The sequence below is a fragment of the Paenibacillus nicotianae genome (genome assembly GCF_042681745.1).
Taxonomy (GTDB): domain Bacteria; phylum Bacillota; class Bacilli; order Paenibacillales; family Paenibacillaceae; genus Saccharibacillus; species Saccharibacillus nicotianae.
Map to the genome: position 1 here is coordinate 3194590 of NZ_JBHUGF010000010.1, position 21547 is coordinate 3216136.

General features: G+C 40.7%; 21 protein-coding genes and 1 riboswitch. Of the genes, 6 read left to right on the top strand and 15 right to left on the bottom strand.

The window, feature by feature from the left end; all coding sequences use genetic code 11:
- Nucleotides 1-133 precede the first annotated feature (133 nt).
- Nucleotides 134-841 carry a recombinase zinc ribbon domain-containing protein gene (locus tag ACFSGI_RS18180; protein ID WP_379283878.1) on the top strand — a complete coding sequence of 236 codons (708 nt, stop codon included), beginning with the start codon at nucleotides 134-136 and terminating at the stop codon, nucleotides 839-841.
- Here the strand turns inward: ACFSGI_RS18180 and rlmD are convergent.
- Entirely contained in the window at nucleotides 821-2347 is a 1527-nt protein-coding gene (rlmD, locus tag ACFSGI_RS18185; RefSeq protein ID WP_204825583.1) for a 23S rRNA (uracil(1939)-C(5))-methyltransferase RlmD, read from the bottom strand. The genes ACFSGI_RS18180 and rlmD overlap by 21 nt on opposite strands.
- 464 nt (nucleotides 2348-2811) lie before the next feature.
- Here rlmD and ACFSGI_RS18190 point away from each other — a divergent pair, with 464 nt between their 5' ends.
- Complete coding sequence (locus ACFSGI_RS18190; protein WP_204825584.1) at nucleotides 2812-3627, top strand: alpha/beta fold hydrolase; 816 nt, start codon at nucleotides 2812-2814, stop codon at nucleotides 3625-3627.
- Nucleotides 3628-3715: 88 nt separating this feature from the next.
- On the opposite strand, the gene ACFSGI_RS18195 is transcribed toward ACFSGI_RS18190, so the two are convergent.
- The 7 genes from ACFSGI_RS18195 to ACFSGI_RS18225 all read right to left on the bottom strand — a co-directional run bounded on the left by ACFSGI_RS18195 (nucleotide 3716) and on the right by ACFSGI_RS18225 (nucleotide 10232).
- Complete coding sequence (locus ACFSGI_RS18195; protein WP_204825585.1) at nucleotides 3716-4609, bottom strand: diacylglycerol kinase; 894 nt, start codon at nucleotides 4607-4609, stop codon at nucleotides 3716-3718.
- 23 nt (nucleotides 4610-4632) lie between these two features.
- Nucleotides 4633-5400, bottom strand: coding sequence for a sirohydrochlorin chelatase (locus tag ACFSGI_RS18200; RefSeq protein ID WP_204825586.1), 768 nt, complete (start codon nucleotides 5398-5400; stop codon nucleotides 4633-4635).
- Between the two features lie 5 nt (nucleotides 5401-5405).
- Nucleotides 5406-5696, bottom strand: a complete 291-nt coding sequence (locus ACFSGI_RS18205) for a YerC/YecD family TrpR-related protein (protein WP_069327488.1) — start codon at nucleotides 5694-5696, stop codon at nucleotides 5406-5408.
- A gap of 181 nt (nucleotides 5697-5877) precedes the next feature.
- Entirely contained in the window at nucleotides 5878-6843 is a 966-nt protein-coding gene (gene corA / locus ACFSGI_RS18210; RefSeq protein ID WP_204825587.1) for a magnesium/cobalt transporter CorA, read from the bottom strand.
- 143 nt (nucleotides 6844-6986) lie between these two features.
- Nucleotides 6987-7988, bottom strand: a complete 1002-nt coding sequence (locus ACFSGI_RS18215) for an inorganic phosphate transporter (RefSeq protein WP_204825727.1) — start codon at nucleotides 7986-7988, stop codon at nucleotides 6987-6989.
- A 155-nt stretch (nucleotides 7989-8143) separates the two neighbouring features.
- Nucleotides 8144-8758 carry a DUF47 domain-containing protein gene (locus ACFSGI_RS18220; protein WP_204825588.1) on the bottom strand — a complete coding sequence of 205 codons (615 nt, stop codon included), beginning with the start codon at nucleotides 8756-8758 and terminating at the stop codon, nucleotides 8144-8146.
- A 193-nt stretch (nucleotides 8759-8951) separates the two neighbouring features.
- On the bottom strand, nucleotides 8952-10232 hold the full coding sequence (locus tag ACFSGI_RS18225; protein ID WP_204825589.1) for a DUF3048 domain-containing protein: 1281 nt from the start codon (nucleotides 10230-10232) through the stop codon (nucleotides 8952-8954).
- A 436-nt stretch (nucleotides 10233-10668) separates the two neighbouring features.
- On the opposite strand from ACFSGI_RS18225, the gene ACFSGI_RS18230 reads away from it, so the two are divergent.
- Nucleotides 10669-11196: a DoxX family protein gene (locus tag ACFSGI_RS18230; protein WP_204825728.1), complete on the top strand. Its 528-nt coding sequence runs from the start codon at nucleotides 10669-10671 to the stop codon at nucleotides 11194-11196.
- A gap of 249 nt (nucleotides 11197-11445) precedes the next feature.
- On the opposite strand, the gene thiE is transcribed toward ACFSGI_RS18230, so the two are convergent.
- From thiE to ACFSGI_RS18250, 4 genes are all read right to left on the bottom strand, one after another.
- Complete coding sequence (gene thiE, locus ACFSGI_RS18235; RefSeq protein ID WP_204825590.1) at nucleotides 11446-12117, bottom strand: thiamine phosphate synthase; 672 nt, start codon at nucleotides 12115-12117, stop codon at nucleotides 11446-11448.
- Nucleotides 12101-12922 (bottom strand): bifunctional hydroxymethylpyrimidine kinase/phosphomethylpyrimidine kinase, encoded by an 822-nt coding sequence (gene thiD, locus ACFSGI_RS18240; RefSeq protein WP_204825591.1) that lies wholly within the window; start codon nucleotides 12920-12922, stop codon nucleotides 12101-12103. Before thiD ends, thiE begins: the two co-directional genes overlap by 17 nt.
- 44 nt (nucleotides 12923-12966) lie before the next feature.
- Nucleotides 12967-13770, bottom strand: a complete 804-nt coding sequence (thiM, locus tag ACFSGI_RS18245; RefSeq protein ID WP_204825592.1) for a hydroxyethylthiazole kinase — start codon at nucleotides 13768-13770, stop codon at nucleotides 12967-12969.
- A 94-nt stretch (nucleotides 13771-13864) separates the two neighbouring features.
- A riboswitch (TPP riboswitch) is annotated at nucleotides 13865-13967 on the bottom strand.
- 106 nt (nucleotides 13968-14073) lie between these two features.
- The gene (locus tag ACFSGI_RS18250; protein ID WP_204825593.1) at nucleotides 14074-14904 is read right to left on the bottom strand and encodes an alpha/beta hydrolase; all 831 of its coding nucleotides are present in this window, start codon (nucleotides 14902-14904) and stop codon (nucleotides 14074-14076) included.
- 148 nt (nucleotides 14905-15052) lie between these two features.
- Between ACFSGI_RS18250 and ACFSGI_RS18255 the strand changes: the two genes are divergently transcribed.
- The 3 genes from ACFSGI_RS18255 to ACFSGI_RS18265 all read left to right on the top strand — a co-directional run bounded on the left by ACFSGI_RS18255 (nucleotide 15053) and on the right by ACFSGI_RS18265 (nucleotide 17405).
- Nucleotides 15053-15721: a DUF1129 family protein gene (locus ACFSGI_RS18255; RefSeq protein ID WP_204825594.1), complete on the top strand. Its 669-nt coding sequence runs from the start codon at nucleotides 15053-15055 to the stop codon at nucleotides 15719-15721.
- 152 nt (nucleotides 15722-15873) lie between these two features.
- A complete protein-coding gene (locus tag ACFSGI_RS18260; RefSeq protein WP_204825595.1) occupies nucleotides 15874-16452 on the top strand; it encodes a TetR/AcrR family transcriptional regulator in 579 nt (192 codons plus the stop codon).
- Between the two features lie 218 nt (nucleotides 16453-16670).
- Complete coding sequence (locus tag ACFSGI_RS18265; RefSeq protein ID WP_204825596.1) at nucleotides 16671-17405, top strand: MBL fold metallo-hydrolase; 735 nt, start codon at nucleotides 16671-16673, stop codon at nucleotides 17403-17405.
- A 38-nt stretch (nucleotides 17406-17443) separates the two neighbouring features.
- Here the strand turns inward: ACFSGI_RS18265 and ACFSGI_RS18270 are convergent, their stop codons facing one another.
- From ACFSGI_RS18270 to ACFSGI_RS18280, 3 genes are read right to left on the bottom strand one after another with little or no spacing between them, the layout of a single operon-like run.
- A complete protein-coding gene (locus ACFSGI_RS18270; RefSeq protein ID WP_379283885.1) occupies nucleotides 17444-18463 on the bottom strand; it encodes a FecCD family ABC transporter permease in 1020 nt (339 codons plus the stop codon).
- Complete coding sequence (locus tag ACFSGI_RS18275) at nucleotides 18460-19455, bottom strand: FecCD family ABC transporter permease (protein WP_204825597.1); 996 nt, start codon at nucleotides 19453-19455, stop codon at nucleotides 18460-18462. The genes ACFSGI_RS18270 and ACFSGI_RS18275 overlap by 4 nt, the downstream gene beginning before the upstream one ends.
- On the bottom strand, nucleotides 19452-21395 hold the full coding sequence (locus ACFSGI_RS18280; RefSeq protein WP_204825598.1) for an ABC transporter substrate-binding protein: 1944 nt from the start codon (nucleotides 21393-21395) through the stop codon (nucleotides 19452-19454). Before ACFSGI_RS18280 ends, ACFSGI_RS18275 begins: the two co-directional genes overlap by 4 nt.
- Between the last annotated feature and the right edge of the window lie 152 nt (nucleotides 21396-21547).

Consider the following 21547-nt stretch of genomic DNA (forward strand, 5'->3'; position numbering starts at 1 on the left):
TTGTTCATCTTCGATAAAAAAGGATTTTATTTCCAAAAAATGAAAACGGGTAGCCCCTGATCAGCAAATTGTTTATGAAAATGCTCATTCTGAAATCATTTCAATGGAAGAGTAGCTCGCTGTACAAGAGAAGATGAAGCAAAAAGGTAGGAACAAAAGCAACGGGCAGGAAAGTATATTTGCTCATATTGCCGTTTGCTCTGCTTGTGGAAAGGGGATGGTATTCCGTAATGACAGACTGAAGAATGGGGCTTATGTTTGTGGAGGGTACGTTAAACGTAAACGCTCTTACTTTTCGTCTCACATAATCATAAGGTCAAGAACTACAAGCGCCGTAAAAGACGACCTCAAAGGGCTTATAGCAGATAACGTTAAGCTAGAAAAGATATACGGGGCGACTAACGAGAAAGCTAATAAACAACCAAGTAGCTACACTAAAGAGTTGGCGAAAATCAACAACCTGCTTAGTCAACTAAACAAAGAATTTCAAAGCCTCTTACAGCTGTATTCTGAAAAAGTAATCGACATCAAGCAATTTAGGTTACAAAACGAATACATTCAAGCTGAACAAACAAAACTTTTGCAAAGCAAATCAGAAATTGAATCTAAGTTAGATGCGAAAAAAGACATGGAGCACCAAGTCCATGCCTTTAAGCAGCAAACATCCCGCTTCGCTAAACTAGACATCGAGGATGAACAAGTTTTGAAGCAGCTACTTCAAAGACTCATTCAAAAGATTAAAGTTAATAAAGAAGGTACTGTAAAAACAATTCATTACAACGTCGCCCACCCTACAGGAATCGGCGAATTATTACAGGGCTTAATCGGAAGCCCCTATTAATTTAAGTAACACTGTACATTCCACATGCACCGTATGCGGGAACATGTCCACTGGCTGAACTTCCACCGTCACATACCCTCCATCTTCCAGCACACGCAAGTCTCTCGCCAACGTCGCTGGATTACACGACACATACACCACACGCTCCGGTTGCATCGCTAGAATCGTTTCCAACAACCTCGGATCGCATCCTTTTCTCGGTGGATCGACAACGATCACGTCCGGTGTAATTCCATTCTCTTTCCAACGCGGAATCACATCCTCAGATGCACCCACTTCAAATTCTACATTGGTCATTCCGTTCAATACCGCATTAGACCGAGCATCTTCGATCGCTTCTTTTACAATCTCCACCCCATACACTTGCTTCGCATGTTGCGCCAAAAAGAGTGAAATCGTTCCAATTCCGCAGTACGCATCAATAACGGTTTCTTTCCCTGTCAGTCCAGCATATTCAACCGTCTTGCTATATAACACATCCGTCTGCACCGGATTCACCTGATAAAAAGAACGTGCTGATATCGCAAACTTCACATCACCGATATAATCGTGGATCACTTCGCGTCCCCATAATACTTTGGTGGTATCGCCGAAAATAACGTTGGTCGTCTTGGTATTTACATTCTGGCAAATACTGACCACCTGTGGCATTTCGAGACGGATACGGTCGATCCATTCGCTTGGGCGTGGTAGACGTTCTCCGTTGGTGACGAGGACGACCATCATCTCACCGGTACGGAAGCCGACTTTGACAACCACATGACGTAATAGACCTGTACCTGATTCTTCATTATATGCAGATACACCTAGCTCTTTGCCGATCTGTTTCACTTTGGCGATCAGTTCATCGTTACGGGTATCTTGAATAAGACAGGTATCCATATCGATAATACGGTGACTGCCACGCGCGTAGAAACCAGCAACCAATTGACCATTGATTTCACTGATTGGCACCTGTGCTTTGTTCCGATAACGCCACGGTTCAGCCATGCCTAGAGTAGGTAAGACTTTGATTCCTTTATTTTCGGAATCGTTCTGTGTATCTGCGTTGTGATTGGAATCATGCTGAACCTGTTCATCTACCTGTACATTCAGCTTACCGATCCGTTGTAAATTATCTATCACATGCTGACGTTTCCATTCCAATTGAGCGTCATAGCTCATATGTTGTACCTGACAACCGCCACATTGATTGTAGATCGGGCAAGGGGCTTCTACGCGATCTGGGCTGGATTCTAGGATAGCGGTCATTTTCGCATAACCGTATTGTTTTTTCGTTTTGAGTACTTTGGCTTGAATCTTCTCACCGGGCAAAGCGCCTTGAACGAACAGCGTATATCCTTCTGCTCGACCTACGCCTTCTCCGTCGTGATTCATACCGATAATCTCTAATTCCAACTCGTCATTTTTGGCAACAGGTAAGTTCGCCAGCGCAAGGGCTGTCGCTTGACTCGGCTGTTGCCGATTGTTACTATATTTTCTGCCGCCTCTGCGGTCTTTACTCATCTCATTTGGCTCCATTTCTGTATACACATGACTGCATTTCATAGATTGCTCGGCTCTATCCAACATCTTACTTTATAAATACATTGTCCACTACGAATGGACATTCCGAAGAACAATTCCTCTAAAGATTGTATAGAAAAATACCTATACTTACAATAACTATCCCTATCTTTTCATTGAATATTTAACATAATGATCTAAGCGATCTCTTATCTAAAATTGTGGATATCGGCACATCTATTTTATTATAACGTAATACGAGGGCTCTAGGAGATAATAACGTCATTTTACGATACATATAAATAGAATATACAGAACATATGTTGCTATTCCAAAAGAAATTCTGTTAAAATATATAGACTCGATCATAACAAATAAGCATGCGATAAACACATAGCATACAGCTTCTAGTCCTACATTTTCTGCTATACATATCACTATATAATCGGCAAAAGGAGTACATGATGAAAGCTACTATTAAAGATATTGAACTGGATTACGAAATGTTTGGCGAAGGGACAACGATTTTATTTTTACATGGCAATGCGCTTGATAAACTAAGTATGCAGCATTCGTACGAACCTATTTTTCAAACGATCTCTGGATACCGACGCATCTATATAGACTTACCAGGGATGGGTAGCTCTACAAGTAGTCTGTCAATTAACAGCACTGACGATATGTTAGACATACTGCTAGCCTTTATCCAACAGGTTGCTGGTAATGAAGATATTCTATTGTTCGGACATTCTTACGGGGGATATCTAAGTCTTGGGATTATGAATAAACTACAACACCGGGTCAAAGGAGCTTATCTTACTTGCCCTGTGGTGATCGGAAAATTTGACCAACGACGAGTCGAACAGCAAGTGCCTATCATTGAAGAAGAGATTATTACAGATACAAGCACAGGTGAATATCAAGATTATTTGAGTATGAATATTCGGATCAATGCTAAGACTTGGGAGCTTTATCAACAACTTATTTTGCCGGCAGTACGCCGAGCAGATCATGACTTTATGGATCGTATTCAGCGAGAAGGGCAACAATATTATCGTTATGCATTAGAAGAGCAACTGTCTTTGCATGATGACACTGTTCTTCATGTATTGTTAGGCAAAATGGATAATGTGGTTGGTTATCAAGATCAGATCGATTTCTTTACAAAATATCCTCATTCTACCACGACTATTTTAGGAAATAGCGGTCATAATTTGTTTATTGATGTAGCCGAAGATAATCATGAATGGGTTACGCATTTTTTGAATAAAGTAAACTAACATTCTTCTAACTAGCCTCACCATACATCATTACACAAAAAACGCCTATTCCCCAAAGGAAAAAGGCGTTTTTTAACGTTGAGATCATTTATTTAAGATCCGAGAACACTTGCAATTTCTGTGGCAAAATCTCAAAAATCCCCGGTAATGATCCACCGAGTTCACCGTCTAGATTAATTTGTACATTATTACTAGGCGCTTCGATCTCTAAACGATCGGTCTGGAAATAAATAATCTTCGGATCGTTCAGATGCTCACCACGAGCAGCGATAGAGATTAAGCGGATAAATTCGGCGATATTACACTTTTTAACACCGATAAAATCAAATAATCCATCATCGATTCGTGCACCAGGTGCTAACTTTTCAAATCCGCCTACAGAGTTGGTATTGGCAACAAGGAAAATCATAAATTCCTCATGTAGAGGTTCTTGACCATTCGCTGTGATTTTCAATTCGGTCGGTGTTAAGTTAACGACTTTCTCGATGCCTTTCATATAATACGCCATCTGTCCGATCATCGTTTTGAGTCGACTAGGTACTTCGTAAGTCAGCTCGGTCAGTGATCCTCCGCCAGCAATATTGATAAAATAGCGATCGTTAAAGCGCCCTACATCGATCGGTCTCGCATTCTGGCGAATCACCAGATCGCAATAATCTTCCCAATGTCTCGGTACGCCTAAAGCACGCGATAGATCATTGGTTGTACCTAGTGGAAAAACACCAAGTGGCGGTGGATTATCATATTCAGCCATACCGTTAATGACTTCGTAGATCGTGCCATCACCACCGGCGGCAATAATCAGATCATATCCATCTTCGATCGCTTTGGAAGCAGACAAAGTAGCATCTCCTTCACCTGTGGTCGCATGACAACTGGCTTCGATCCCGCCTTTGTCTAACCGATCCAAAATATCCGGTAATCGGCGCTTCATTTCCTCCCGACCAGAAGAAGGATTATATATTAGTCTCGCTCTTTTCATTCCATCATGCCACCTAATATAAATTATGTTGTTATGAGTTGGTTCAACAATGACTGAATCTGACGTTCCATCCAGTGAGATAGCAGTGGATGTGGCAACAATGCTGTACCTGCATATTCATAGCTTAACCCTTCTACACGCCCCGGAATCACTTGATTCAGGAATATCCCTTTGCTTAGAAAAAGTGGCGCTATTAGCACTTTATAGCCGCGTGCTGTCCATTCTTCTGTTTTGGCGCGCAGACTATCTGGATTAAGTAATGCATAGTCAGTATGAGCCACTTCACTAACCTGTCCTACCCGCTGAGCTAAAGAAGAAATGCCTTTCTCCCAGCGCTGTCTGAATCCATCATGAATACTGCCATGACCGACAACTAACACCACTTCATTCTCAGGTGCAACTGATAGATGCTTTACTTGATCCCAGACCATTCGGGCGATATCTTCATCATCATCGGCTGGATAACCGAAATGAACATTCGCTTGAATCGTAAAAGGTTCAAGATTGGTCTCGCGATCCGGTGTTTCTTTGACACCCAAAGCGTACGCAATCTCGTCCATATGTGTACTACCAGAGGACACAAATAGCGGAACAACCAAAAGATCGGTCACACCTTGTGCTTCCAATGCATCGATTCCATCCTGAATAAATCTTCCCGGAACATTGTCCAGGAAGACTGCATTGACAGGTAGATCGCTTGGCAGATGGATATGAGAAACCGCTTCATCAATCTGCTCCATCCAAGATGTTTCCGGCGAACCATGACTAATTATTAATACACCGGGCTTCATAGAGATTACCTCCCTAGACGTTCCAATGTCATTTTGTATCCATCATTACCATAATTCAGACAGCGTTTTACACGAGAAATGGTAGCTGTACTTGCACCCGTTTCTGCTTCAATCTGATTATAAGTTGAACCTTTACCTAGCATACGTGCGACTTCAAGGCGTTGTGACAGAGACTGAATCTCGTTAACTGTGCACAAATCATCAAAAAAGACATAACATTCTTCTAAATTTTTTAGTGTCAAAATCGCTTCGAATAATTGATCAACACTTTTATCATCAAGTTTTTTAAGTTGCACGATTAGATCATCCCCTACTACGGTTACTGTACCTACATTGTATAGATTACTGGTTATTTTTTCAAGCATTAACGATGTACAGCATTACAGGATACCAGATTTTTGCTGTAGCAACCTATTTATATTTCACGTTGAACAATCATTACCGCTCAAATCAAGCTTCCTTTAACAGTCAATTCTATTATTTAAACCATCCACGCTTGGTAAAAGCAGTCATCATCCCTGCTCCCAAAGCAAACATCAGCAACAATACACCAAAATATCCATATTTCCATTTTAGCTCTGGCATATTTTCAAAGTTCATACCGTAAATCCCGGCAATCAATGTCAGTGGCATAAATATGGTCGTAATCACCGTTAACGTTTTCATAATCGTATTCATCCGATTGGAATTGAGCGAGATATAACTATCCCGTAGATCGGAGGTCATTTCACGATTCGATTCAATCATATCAGACAACTTGAGCAAATGATCGTAAATATCACCAAAATACGAGTGATGCTGATCGACTTTCTGAATATGTTGTGAATTAATCACCCGATACATCAGATCACGCATCGGAATAATCGTACGTCTTAACTTCAATAGACGCGAACGCAGTACAAATACCTGCGCTAACAGATCATCAACCGGTTCGTCAGGCCCTGTATTTTCAAGTTCATTCAATTCATCTTCAATTTCATACACACAAGGAAAATATTCATCAACGATTTTGTCTGTAATGATATAAGCCGCAGCAATCGGGCCGTTCGCCCATTTGGGACGATTGCCTTGCTGACCATAACTAATAATCCGTTGCCAAGCCGATTCAATTTCCCGTAGATCGCTATGATGAAAAGAGACTAAGAACTTCTCACTTACAAATAAATCGACTTCTTCGACCAGTAATGTCTCGGGATGCATAGCGTGCAGAACAAGAAATTGCACTTCACCATAATAATCAATCTTCGGACGCTGAAGCACATGCAGACAATCTTCTACAGCTAATGGATGAAAATGAAAAAAAGTACTTAATAACTTGGACTCTTCTTCTGTAGGTTGATTAAAATCTACCCAGTACCATAAGTAATCGCTAGACTCTATCTCTTCTAACTGTATATTCTGTACAATTTCATGTTCTTGAGTAACACCGATAATGCGAATCATTGACCACATTCACTTCCTTTGTATCAAATATAGAAAGATCGTCTGCGATAATTTTCTACTTTTATCCCTATTTCACTTAGAATCGCACAAAAAACCGCCGTTCGCAAGAAACGGCGGAAGTGATCTATAATGATCCGACTGAATTAGAACAAATCGAATAATAATTTGAAAATAAGCCCTGATAATACCGCTGCAATAGGAATCGTAACGACCCATGCAATTACGATACGTCCAGCAAGTCCCCATTTTACTTCGCGGAAGCGCTTGGCAGAACCTACACCTAGAATAGCAGATGTAATCGCATGTGTTGTACTTACAGGTAAGTGAGTCAATGTTGCTGTAAAAATAACCGATGCTGCTGAGATATCAGCCGCGAATCCATTGATAGGCTCGATTTTGAAAATTTTGGTTCCCATTGTTTTGATGATTTTCCAACCACCGACAGAGGTACCAAGAGCCATCGCTGTTGCTGCTGAAATTTTAACCCATAGCGGTACATCTAGATTATCCTGAACACCAGCCGCAACAAGAGCAAATGTAATAATACCCATCGCTTTTTGTGCATCATTCGTACCATGAGTAAACGATTGAATCGCTGCTGTCAAAATTTGCATTGTCCGAAACCCTTTATTAACATTGTGCGGGCTACGTTTAGCAAAAATCCATTTCAGAATGGTCATCACAATATAACCAATCGCAAATGCAATCAAAGGTGACAGAATCAATCCTTCTACAATTTTGATAAATCCGCTCCAGTTCACTGAACTTGAACCTGCTCCAACAAATACAGCTCCTGCTAGTGCACCAATCAACGCATGTGAAGAAGAAGAAGGAATACCGAACCACCATGTTGCTAAGTTCCAGATAATTGCAGCAATCAGTGTCGCAATAACGATCTCTATACCGTTATCCAAAGTTGCTGGATCGGCTACACTACCACCTATCGTTTTGGCTACGCCTGTGAACGTGATTGCTCCCAAAAAGTTCATCACTGCCGCCATCAAAATCGCTGTACGTGGCGGTAACGCTCGAGTAGAAACCGATGTAGCAATAGCATTTGCTGTATCATGGAATCCATTAATAAAATCGAACGCTAAAGCCAAAAATACGACGATAGCCAGTATCCATATTGAGGTTTCTACCATATCATTCATCGCCCAGATGGATCTCTTGCACTCCAATCAAGAGAATCTGCGCAATCCTACCTCCTTAGTTATCTGTTACAGATTATTGCATCTCTGCATATTACATCCATCTATACTCAGCAAAATGGATCAATATGCGTATCTTGTAAGCAATTTTAGGAATTACGCATAATAATAGATTCGAGTCTATTCGCTACATCTTCGCAAGCATCAGTCGTTGTTTCCAAACGCTCATATATTTCTTTTTTCTTAATAAGTTCGATCGGGTCTTTGACTGTGGCAAATAAATCTTTAATACAGTTACGCAAAACGTCATCACCCTGGTTTTCCAGATCGTTCAGACGAATCGTGTGTTCACGAATAGCCAGCAGTTTTTTATGAGACAACAAGTGAATAGCTTTTTGAATTTCATAAGCAGATTCACGCAAAATTTCAGCAAATTGAACAATATAGTTATCCGGCTCAGTCATATGATACATATCAAAACGAGAAGCACAAGCTTCCAGACCGTCTAATACATCATCCATCGTTGTCGTCAAATCCATAATATCATCACGTTCAATAGGTGTGATAAATGTTTTGTTCAGTTCGGTAATAATGGTGTGCGTGTAATCGTCACATTGATTCTCGTACGCCTTCATTTGTTTCGTAAACTGTGGAATATCCTTCAAGTTAGGAACTTGTTCCGCAAAGTAATCTGCAGCCTGCACGATAGCATCTGCCATGTTCTCCAGCGTTTGAAAAAAGATATCCTTTTTCTTAACACGCATTTCTATAACCCCTTTTCGAAATTTTGCCGAAAAATGTCGTAAATTAGAATTATGAAAACAAAATGATTTCATAACAACCTTTGTTATCTTATCAATCTGTACATAGGTTTGTAAAGATTCTGTTTACATTTATCGTACAAAAATCATACAAAAATCGACTTTACTTTCATCATTTTAGCATATTTTTCCTTTTTTACCCGTTTTCGCTCAACTTTTTACCATCTATTGTTAAATGATTTTCAAACGACGGGCTATTGGGAACAATATTGTAATACGTCACACCAGGCACAAGCGGCACTTCTTGACCATTGCTCATAAAGCGAATCACATCACCACTTTTTTTGCTCCATTGACCTTTAATCTGTTGACCTTGCTGAAATAAAATAGCTTCTCCGCCAGCATCCAGATTCAGACTCAATCTACCGATATCATCTAATACCTTATAATCTCCACCAAGCACGATAATATTGGAAGCTGTTAAAGGCTTGCCACTGTTCAGATCAATATGCGGTTCATGGTTCATACTACGAGTGTAGACTCCACTTTTGGCATTGTAGTCATAGCCTACTTTATAACTTTCCAGCAAAAATTGCAGTTCGATCGATGTCGCTTTTGTAGCTGTCGGTACAGATGAGATAATGCCTGTAGAACTCATTTCATCGGTAGAATCAGTAGAATGTTGAGTCTCTGTTGTATTTGTAATACCACTACTATTATCGGCAGAAACTTTATTCGTATGGAGTGAATCGCTATCTTTTGCAACAGAACTAGCATCTGTATTTAGAGAATCTGTTGTCGCATTGGATACATTAGAAGATGCTGTAGATGGCAAAAAAGGATACGTTGGCATAGTTACTTCTTGTTTATATTTTTTTTGCAGTGCTCCTTTACGTAACTTCTCTTCATTCGTATACAAATTATGAGGAGCTTTGCGACTAGAATCTCGCCAGAATGGCACACTTGCATTGGTAATTTCATCGAGATGCTCTTTATTTCCTTGTTGCAATATACTGTATGCTTCAGGGCTACCACCGGCATGAACCAGTAATGCATTCATACTTTCCCCGATTCCGATCAAATACGGACGAATACTTCGCACAGGCCCGATCGTTACATCACCATGATAACTCTGATACACCGCAATAAGACGGGTGATTCCTCCCTCTGCTAGCACTTCATAGACCATATCTGCTTGTGCTAATCCTGATTGCGGACGTGCAGCAGGAGCATTATTGATCATGACCGCAATAGGTCTGGAAATAGAAGGTTGATCTACAGGCAACCCTGTAAGCGGTGCTGTATAGACGACTTCTGCTGGTTTTTCCGGTGTTATCGGTTCTGTGACTTTGGCTGGCTCCGGTTGTTGCTGTGGAGCAGGTGTCGCCACTTCTTCAGATCCGCAAGCAATCAAGCTTATCGTTAACACCAGCGGTACTGACCATTTAGTGACTTTCCATAATCGGGATTGATTCATTACAATAGTATCCTCCTCGGTGATTAACATCATTAGACAGGGTAGTAGCTCATTCAGATGTCACTAGCAGGATATATTCCTACTATAGAACACGCATATGAACTTCAAATGAATTCAATACTTTCTTTTTTAACTTATGTATGAGCCAAAGATGTTACAAACAGCTTCCTATTTATTAAAACATAAGCTTCTTCTATATAGAATACATATAGCGTAATTAGCCAATTCAAATGTTCAAACATCTCTTTTTTATTATATATACCATATTTTAACAGTCCAATAATAAAATATTAAAAATTTATATATGATTGTGATTTTTATCACATTTAAAAATTTAGTTGTGATTTAAAATAAAGACATGGAAGAGATGATCATCACCAACACAACAAGTTAACACATACTTTAAAAAAATAAAACATTATTCAGGGGAGTGGCAATCATGAACAGATGGCTAAGAGAAAATAGTGTGGCAATGTGGTTATTGACTATCGTACGGGTATACATCGGATTCAAATGGATTAGCGGTGGATGGGAAAAATTAAGCGGTGGCGGATTTGATGCTAGTGGATTTTTGACAGGTGCTATCGCGAATACAGGCGGAGAACATCCAAGTGTACAAGCAGGCTGGGGCGCATTTTTACAACACTTTGCGTTACCAAATGTCGGATTATTCAATGTTCTTGTTCCTATCGGTGAATTTCTTGTCGGACTTGGATTGATCTTAGGCGCTTGCACTACACTCGCAGCATTAATGGGAATGGTCATGAACTTTGCTTTCTTATTCTCGGGTACTGTAAGCACTAACCCTTACTTGTTACTTGCTGAAATCTTTATCGTAGTCGCTGGCGCAAACGCTGGTAAAATTGGTCTGGATCGTTGGATTGTTCCTTACCTACGTACTCGCTTCTTCAACCGTCGTAACAAACAACAAGATACATTGCCTAATCAGCATAAAATAGCCTAACACTATAACAAACCAAGTACCTTTTGATCTAGAAAGTGATCGTTGTTATTCGCAGTAACATTCAGATCATGATCATGTATCACAGAGAGAACCTACTGTAACATACAAAAACAAATTAGCATTTCACTTTAAAAGTCATTCTATCTACCAATCTTCTCATCTGGTAGACAGAATGACTTTTTTGTATTTTACAATAAATGTACAGCGCAGAATGATTTGCTATATTTAAAATCTGGTATAGCATTTTGCTTAATTTATCATCAAACGCCGAGTTAATGTATTTAATTGTTGAGTCGCTTGCTCGACATTGTCCTGCCCTGCAATCGCAGATATGACAGCAATCCCGTCAGCACCAGCAGTAAAGATAGGCTCGGCATTATGTGCGTGAATCCCTCCAATACCAACTACTGGAATATCGATATGATAGTTCTTGAGGGCTGTAATTGTGCTTGTTCCTTGTACGGCTTGCGCATCAGCTTTGGAGATTGTAGGATAGATCGGTCCTATGCCTAAATAATCAGCGCCATCTTGAATCGCTTGTCTAGCTTCAGTTACGTTATGAGCAGATACGCCGATCATTTTGTTATATCCTAGACGTGCCCGAATCCCCTCTGCGGGTGCATCGTCTTGTCCTACATGAATCCCATCCGCATCCAGAGCGATTGCTAACTCTATATCGTCATTTACAATAAACGGAATCTGATGCGTTTTGCATATCTGTTGTAGACGTTCTCCAAGCTGATAATACGCTTGTCCTGTTAAAGCACCGACCCCTTTTTCGCGAAATTGAAAAAGAGTGATTCCGCCTGCAATGGCAGATGTTAATACTTCTTCTGGTGGTCGGGTACAATTCACACTCCCCATAACCAGATACAGACGTAAATACTGGCGGATATGCAGAATATCAGGCTTGGTGATCATAGACTTTTCTCCTTTGTTGATAAGCAAAATGATTGGTAGGCCCATGACCGGAGCCGATACCGAGTCCATCTTCAATTGCTGCTTGAATAAATTGCTTGGCGGTATGTACAGCTTCGTGAATAGATTGTCCTTTGGCAAGTTCTGCTGTTAATGCCGCTGAAAAGGTGCATCCTGTTCCATGCGTATGAGGTGTATCGATCCGCTCACTTTCCAAATAATCAAATCGCTGCCCATCGTACAACAGATCAATAACGGTAGAAGTGGAAGTATCATGTCCTCCTTTGATCACTACATACGTTGCTCCCATCTCTATCAATTGTCTGGCGGCTTGTTCGCGTTGCTGTAGATTGGTAATCGCTAGACCTGTCAGTAACTCGGCTTCTGGCAAATTAGGCGTGATGATCTCAGCCAGTGGAATCAGATCAGTGATCAATGCCTGCAATGCTTCTTGTTGTAACAGTACCGATCCTCCTTTAGCGACCATCACCGGATCAATCACCAGATGTTGCCACTGATACTGTTTTACTTTTTCAGCAACATGACGAATAATATCAGCACTAAATAACATGCCTGTTTTGACCGCGCGAGGTTGTAGGTCTGTTCCGATCGAATCCAATTGCTGTACAATCCCTTCAATCTCTACAGGATAGACACCTTGTACACCTGTAGTATTCTGCGCGGTAATAGCTGTGATAACAGACATGCCATAGACCCCGAGTTCTTGAAATGTTTTGAGATCAGCTTGAATCCCTGCCCCTCCACCACTATCTGAACCTGCAATCGTCAATGCTTGATACACGCTCATTTTGTCTCACTCCTTTATAGTGTAAATATATTCAGCAGTATGCTCTAAGATAAAGTGATTAGGGCTCGTGTAGCTACGATCTCGGGAGTGACGAGAGACAATTGATTGATAAATTGTACTTGAAAACTGCCTGTGCCTTGCCCTGCTGTCTGTTCATAGGCGATCTCTGCGGCGATACCGTAAAATGCCAAAGCTTCTGCTACAGCTTGCAGGCGCTCTTGAGCTTGTGTTGGATCGGCTACTGCGATAAATGCACCGACCACTGCACTTAATAAACAGCCTCCGCCTGTGACTTGCGTTAGTATCTTGTGACTATTGGCGATAATATACGTACTCTGTCCATCTGTGACGACGTCTTTTTCGCCGGTGATCGCTACAATGCACTTTAATTGTGTGGCAGCCTGCTCTGCGATCTGTATCAAATTGCCTTCACCGGTTCCTGCATCTACACCTTTGATCTCCCAGGGTTGACCAATGACATGAGCCACTTCGGCGATATTGCCACGTAACACATCTACTTGAACATGTTCGATAATCTGCAAAGCCGACTGTGTACGATATGACGTTGCTCCAGCACCTACCGGATCAAATACAACAGACACGCCTGCTTGATTCGCTGAACGCCCTGCACGTTGAATAGATTCGACAGTGTAAGGATCGAGCGTACCCATATTGAGTACGACCGCGTTCGCCATCGCTGCAACATCGGCTACTTCTTCATGCGCATATGCCATAAAAGGAGAAGCTCCCAAAGCCAGCAAGCCGTTTGCTGTAAAATTAGTGACAACCATATTGGTAATATTGTGAATCAGTGGATGTTGCGCTTGTACTTTGGCTAGAAAAGTCATCGATATTGCCTCCTATAACGTAATAAAGACCCATCCATCTCCAGAAGAGACAAATGGGTCAAACATTCATTCAGGTATACTAACAACATGAGTGAAAATTCAGCCTCCACTTCCCTCCGCTGGTATGATCCAGATCAGGTTCCAAGGGTCCGAAAATCTATTTTCGTCTCAGCCAACAGGCTCCCCTAGTGAAATCAGTAACTATTCGATTATTCTTTCTTACCATACCACTGGTGAATGATCTGGTAAAGCATAAGAAATTGGTTAATATCTTACTATATAGGCGCTTGGAAATATAAGCGCTTAGATCATCCAGTGTTGCCAATCGGTCTGAGCGACGTTGCGTTCGGTGAGCCATTGACGGGTTTTGTCCAATAGTTCGCGGCGATGTGATCCGTTGGAATATGTGTGATCGGCTTGAAAAATGATTTCTTTATCACAACGTCCTTCCGAACGTGTCCAGAATACTTTTTGATACAAAAAGGCATAATCTACCGGAATCACATCGTCTCCTGTACCATGAATTACAAGCACATCGCCACCAAATTGCTTGGCTTCTTGAAACGGTTGGAAATTGCCCAGCGAATCAAAGTATACAGGTGTAAAGGAATACCCTAAATGATCTGCTTGCCCTTCGATAACAGCTTGATCGTATTTGTCACGACCGGTTAATTTGATAATATCGTTAAATGGATGCCCTACCGCTGACCAAAGGATTAAGCTTTTGACCCGATGATCACGTACAGAAGTAAGAATAGCTACAGCGCCACCCAGACTATGACCGATCAATGTGACGCGTGTCGGATCAATATCACTGCAAGTCATCGCATAATCAAGTACAGTACGAGTCTGAGCGACCATAGATTCTAATCCTTCTTTGCCATAGTCGCCGCCGCTTTCACCGCAACCTGCATAATCAAAGCGAACCACCATATAACCGTCAGCCGCCAATTCACGTGCTGTACTAACAAATAAGCGATCCACTCCGATACGGCTGCCAACAAAACCATGGCAGATTACAATCAGCGGTGTACGGCTTTTGCCTCGTCCTGCTAATTGTGGTTCCTGTTCAGGATAATGAATACTAGCTGTCAGATCCAAGTCGTGATGTCGAATGACGATATTGCGTTCCATGATGATTCCTCCTCTTAAATAAACAATTCCGATCAGTTTAATGTGTTTTAATCTTGCAACCATATTATCATTAACGTTAGATCATTGTCAACGCAAGGAAAGTATGGCAAAATAGTAGCTTCGAACAACGAGAATGGAGGAATGAATCATGAGTTCAATACGCCAAATGGTTAAAGATATTAATGTAGTACGAGATCAGCTAAAACCAGAAAATTTGGATTATTATGATGATGTTATTGTACATGTACGGGATGCACGAATTGATCGTGAAGCAGGCGAAGAATTACTTTTAGAAATGGGTCATCATTTATTAGAAGCCCAGAAAAAAGGCAAAACTGCCAAACAATTATTCGGTAAAGAATCGATAGAATACGGCAATGTATTAATTCGTAATCTACCCGAAAAACGGCAGTTGAGCAAGCCTATGTATTATTTGATGATTCCGTGGGTAGCGCTAACATGGGTATTTCTGATTCAAGCATTAATGGGGTTATTCAGAATCAGTATTAGCGATTCAGGAATTGTGGGGCAGATCAATGTAGCGACTCTGATTATTGTAGCTGTGGGTTCGATTGCTTTAGTCGAAATGCTTACACGCTTCACCGATCAGCCTGTTGAACAAAGCGATACGACCAAGCCGGGTATGCAAATTAATGCGCGTGCTATCTTAACGTATCTGGTTATTTTGGTACTGATTTTCGGTGTAGGAATCTTTTTACGTGAAGTGATGCCTGTGATTACGATTGCTCCCTGGGTAAGCTTAGTGCTATTCGTTATCGGTGTCGTAGGACAGAAATTTATTTTTATGCGCAAATAAGATAGATGCAAGATGATAGATTTCTTTTTATTTTGCTAAACATATCCTTTATCGCTTACAATAAATACGATTTGTGAATACAGATAGCTTATAAACGAATCATATTCATATCATACGAATAGGTATAGTTATAGTTGAAGGAGGTTTATACTTTGCCACCTCGCACCGGTCTTACTCTTCAGTCTATTTTGCAAGCAGCTACAGCGTTAGCAGATGAACATGGATTGAACGAAGTTACACTTACGATATTAGCTCAAAAGCTAGGAGTTCGTTCGCCTTCTCTGTATAATCATGTGAACGGATTACCGGGATTACGACGCGAAATGGCTTTGGCAGGGTTACATCAGCTCAAAGATACATTGATGCGCGCTGCGGTAGGACGCTCAGAAGACAAAGCAATACGTGAAATGTCACGTGCATACCTTGAATTTGCTCGTGCTCATCCCGGATTATATGAAGCGACGTTGTATACATCAGATATAGATGATACAGAGATCAATGAGATCAAAAATCAAACGCTAGAATTATTTATACAAGTGTTAACTGGCTTTGATTTGAGCGATGAAGCGTTGATTCATGCAATACGCGGATTACGCAGTGTTCTGCATGGCTTTAGTTCACTAGAACGCATCGGCGGATTCGGTCTGAATGTAGATATCGATCAAAGTTTTGAATTGATTATTAATACTTTTTTGCAAGGTCTTCATACAGTACCATCGAATCATAACTAAGTACATGCACCACTTTTACAGCGATAAGTACCCTTTAGGTATCTTATTTTGCCTGTAAAGTGGTGTATTTTTATGCTTTTTTTAATGGAATCATCGTTAGATTTGTATAGACGCTGATATTTTATTCCATAATTGATCTATATTTTTTCAAAATAATGAATATAGTTATTGATTAAACTAATACTATTAGTTTATAGTGTAATTAAGAGGTGATTGATATGAAAATAATTAGCAAAAATAACTTGCATCAACTTATTTTTTTACCAGGTATATTTCCGGTGAATTGTTATATGATCGAAGAAGAATCCAGTCTGACTTTAATTGATGCCGGATTACCTAATAGTTATAAAGGTATTCAGCAAGCTATCTCTCAAATAGGTAAGCCACTAGGTGCTATCGTTCTAACTCATATTCATGATGATCATGTTGGTTCGTTAGATACACTGCATCAGCTTTATCCTGATGTGCCTGTATATGTATCACAGCGGGATGCACGCTTAATGGTCGGCGATCTGACGTTAGATTCCGATGAACCTCAGACTAAGATCAAAGGTAGTGTTCCCAAACGTCTCCAAACACGTCCTTCTGTTTTGTTACATGAAGGCGATCGGGTAGGTTCTCTTCAAGTTATCTCCACCCCGGGTCATACGCCTGGTTCGATTTCGCTATGGGATACTAGAGATCAATCATTAATAGCTGGCGATGCTTTCCAGACTAGAGGCGGGGTTGCAGTAGCAGGTTCAGTACGTCTAGCGTTCCCTTTCCCTGCTCTAGCAACATGGAGTAAAGAACGTTCTCTACAAAGCGCTCGTAAATTGTTAGCATTACATCCAAGTCTACTTGCTGTAGGTCATGGTGCGATGATCACCGATCCTTATCAAGCGATGCAACAAGCTATCCAGCATGCAGAACAACGCTTGCCCTCTTCCTTATCGATCAAGCAATCGCTGTAATAGCAAAAGAAACGCCAAAAAACCGCACAGATAGGACTTTACCCTGTACGATTTTTGCTTCTATATTCACGCCACAATAAAAATAAAAAATACGGTGCTCCAATCACAGAAGTAACTAAGCCTACAGGAAACTCCAAAGGTGGAGCAAGCACACGTCCAATCACATCTGCTAGTAACATCATGATCGCTCCTACCAGTGCCGCAACAGGTACAAAATAACGATGCCCACCTGATACTAGACGCCGCGCTATATGAGGACTTACCAGACCAACAAAGCCCACCATGCCTACAACAGCTACGGAACCACTAGCTAATACTACGGTCAGTAGAAGCAATATAGCACGCATCCACTCGATCCGTAATCCTAGCCCTTTGGAAGATTCTTCACTCAGCCCGAAAATATCTAATGATTTGGCTAATATCCAGACAATAGGCACAATAACTATAATAATAGGTGCTAATTGAACGACTTGCTCCCAATTACGTCCCCATAACGAACCATTTAACCATAGAAGAACTGTATTTGTATTTGCAGATGATTGTGTAATCAATAACTGTACCAAAGTACTCCCACAAGCACTGACCGCAATCCCGACAAGTGCTAGACGAACAGGATCGACTCCATTTCGATAAGACAACAGATATACAGACAAAGCACCGATCGCTCCACCAACAAAAGCTGTCAACGATGTAAGCCATGTACTCTGTAGATCTGTAGGCAAAAGAAGTACAGTACAGACCGCTCCTAATGCAGCTCCTGCGGAAATACCTAATGTATCGGGAGCTGCCAATGGATTACGCAAAATAGCTTGAGCGATCAGTCCAGACACCGCAAGCCCGCTTCCTACGAAGATAGCAAGCACAATGCGAGGCAAGCGATAATAAAGAATAATATAGGTTAGATCAGGATCTCCGCGATGTGTAAATGCCTTACCGATATCTTGCCAGCTTATTCGTACAGCACCTACTTGAATACTTATCATGATCAAAACAAAAGTGATCGCAACAAGTCCTATCATAATGATAAAGTTCCGCTTTTCTCCGCTGTGATGATTCATAATGTACTCCTACTCTGCCGTCTAGCTAAATACACAAAATAAGGTGCACCAATAAGAGCTGTTAGGATTCCTACAGGCGTCTCCGCTGGAAAATTTACAAAGCGAGAACCGATATCAGCAAGCGTTAATAAAATAGCTCCGAATAGTCCGGCAAAAGGAATCAACAAACGATAATCTGTCCCCAGAAGATAACGTGTAATATGCGGTACAATCAAACCGACAAATCCAATCGGGCCAACCACAGACACCGATATCCCTGCTAACACAATAACGCTCACACTACCGACAACACGTACAGTCCATATTTTCTGCCCGAGTCCGCGTGCAATATCTTCGCCTAGACTAATCAGAGATAACGAACGACTAAGACCTATAGCTATACCCAAGCCAATAGTGCTTACTATCGCTAATAGTCTGATTTCATCCCACTTCACTCCTGCTGCTGAACCAGCAAGCCAGAACACTATTTTGCTAGCCGATTCTTCATTGAAAATCAATAACCCCTGTGTAAAAGAAGATAATAGTGCTTGAATGACAACACCGATTAATGCCATACGCACTTCAACTTTACCTCCACGAATCGCAATACTCATGATCAATACAATCATCACTGTTATCCATCCACCTGCAAAACCTGCTCCAGCTAGAATCCATCCATTGACTGCTGGCAACACAATCGTACACAAAACGATCATAAAAGAAGCTCCTGCATTAATGCCAAATATACTAGGCGAAGCCAATGGATTACGCGTCAAAGCTTGCATAATACAGCCGGCAATACTGAGATTAGCACCTATCAACATCACTGCTATAGCACGCGGCATTCTTAAAATATGCAAAATAATATGTTCTTTGACTGTTGTGGAATACTGAAATAAATAATCGATCACTGTTGCTACTGATATCCACGAGGAGCCTATCATTAGCGACAAAATAAACAGTATGATCAAGATTGCTAGACTTCCTACTGCTAAGATCAGCTTGTTAATCATTTAAAATAAGTGGTCGCTTCATTCATAATATGGGTCAGTGCCGGAATACTGCGTTGTCTGGACCATTTCGCCAATTCAACTTCATGAGCTTTGCCTGTTTGTACAGCTTTTAGTTGATTCCAGAGTAGATTGTTTTGTTGACCTGCTAATACAGAAGGATCATCTTCATTAATCAAAATTAACAATTGATCAGGATCAATCGCCAACAATTGCTCTGTAGTCATCAATTGACTTACTTCTTCTGCATCTGTCAAAGCATAATTTAGACCCACCGTTTGAAGGAATGAAGCATGGAACGCTTGATCTGTCCGTACTTGAAACGAATTGCTTGCTTCTTCATCAGCCGCAATAATAAGCACAGATTGATTGCTGTTAATCGACTGCTTTAGTTTTTCCAATTGTTGTTGATGTTCTTCCAGCATCGCTGTTGTCTCATCTGCTTTGCCCAAAGCTTCGCCAATCGCCTGAGTAGATTTCATAATATCGGTATAATTTGCTGTATCATTTTTGAATACAATTGTAGGTGCAATAGCAGATAATTCTTCATACACATTGCTATGACGACTGGTATCGGCAATAATCAGATCGGGTTGGAGTGTACGGATAACTTCCAAATTCGGCTCCGAACGTGTACCTACAGATGTATATCCTTCAATATAAGCCAATGTATCTTGTGGAAAACGCTCAGGTTTATTATCATCTGCTACGCCGACAGGTTTGACTTCCAGTTCTGCTACAGTCTGGGTAAATCCTTGCTCTAATACAACGATACGCTCGGGTTGATCAGGCACTTCTGTACTTCCTAGATCATGAGTGATCGTACGTGTAGATACTTGCGTTGCATGTTCTCCACTGGCACTTTGCTTGGTTGAATTGGTTTCATTAGTCTGACCTGTTGAAGAGGCTGGAGCTGAACAAGCACCTAACAAAAGAGTAAAACTAAGAAGCAGCATCAAAACTGCTGAACGTCTTATCGGATTATGCATGATTAAAGAACCTCCGCTTACCGTATAGTTTTGAGAATCATTATCACTATAACGGTGTCCAGCTAACCCAACAATAGAGAAATCGGACATCGTGGATGTCATATTGAGACTTTGTACCTTCTGACGATGTTGTTGGCGATAACGGATCGGAGACAATCCCATATACTTTTTGAACATACGACTAAAATAATATCCATCTTGATAGCCTACATTAATCGCAATATCTTGCAGTGTTAGCTCTGTCTGAATCAGCAGTTCACTCGCTTTTTGCATACGAAATTGAATTAGATAATCCGACGGACTTTGACCAATATCGCTATTACGGAATAATCGGGCTAAATGACGTGGACTGCATTCTAATATAGTAGCCAGTGAATCGATTGTCAGTGGAAGTTCATAATGTTCATGGATGTAACGAACAGCTTGCGAGACAAGATCTGTAGTTGCGTTCTCACCGCCTGTGGTCTGTAACTGTTCCAAAATATCGTATACCATTTGTAAAAAGGAAGTACGTACTTGCAATTGTTGTAGTGGATGAATATCAGTCCATGCGTGGTGCAATTGTTTGATTTTATCGTACAATAGAATAGGATGATGTGGTTTAAGCTCATAAGCAGTATCTAATACAGAATGAGGTTCTAATAATGAGCGGGTAGATCGACTAGAGGTAACTAATTGTGGTCGGTATACTATCAAATAATATTCTAATAACTCGTCATATAGTTCAATCTGAAAAATACTTTTTGTGCTGCTATGAATAATATGAAATCGTTCTGTTGTATATGTCTTATCATCGATAGTAATCAAAGCATTTCCACGAACAGTATATAAAAATCCATTTTCCGGTACATAATATGGTGGCGATAGTTGCTTGGCTGTAAGTAAATGATGCTGAACATCTATTACCTGAATCGAAGCTTGATTCCACAGCTTAATATAATGATCTAGATTCATGATTAACCCCTTTGAACAAACCTATTCTTCTTGGATATCCAATCTATCTTTTTTCTATTTTAATGATAATCATTATCAATTACAATCTATTTCATGATTTTACATCGCTTTATACTCTGCAAAGTAAGCAGAAATGACATTATATTTACTTT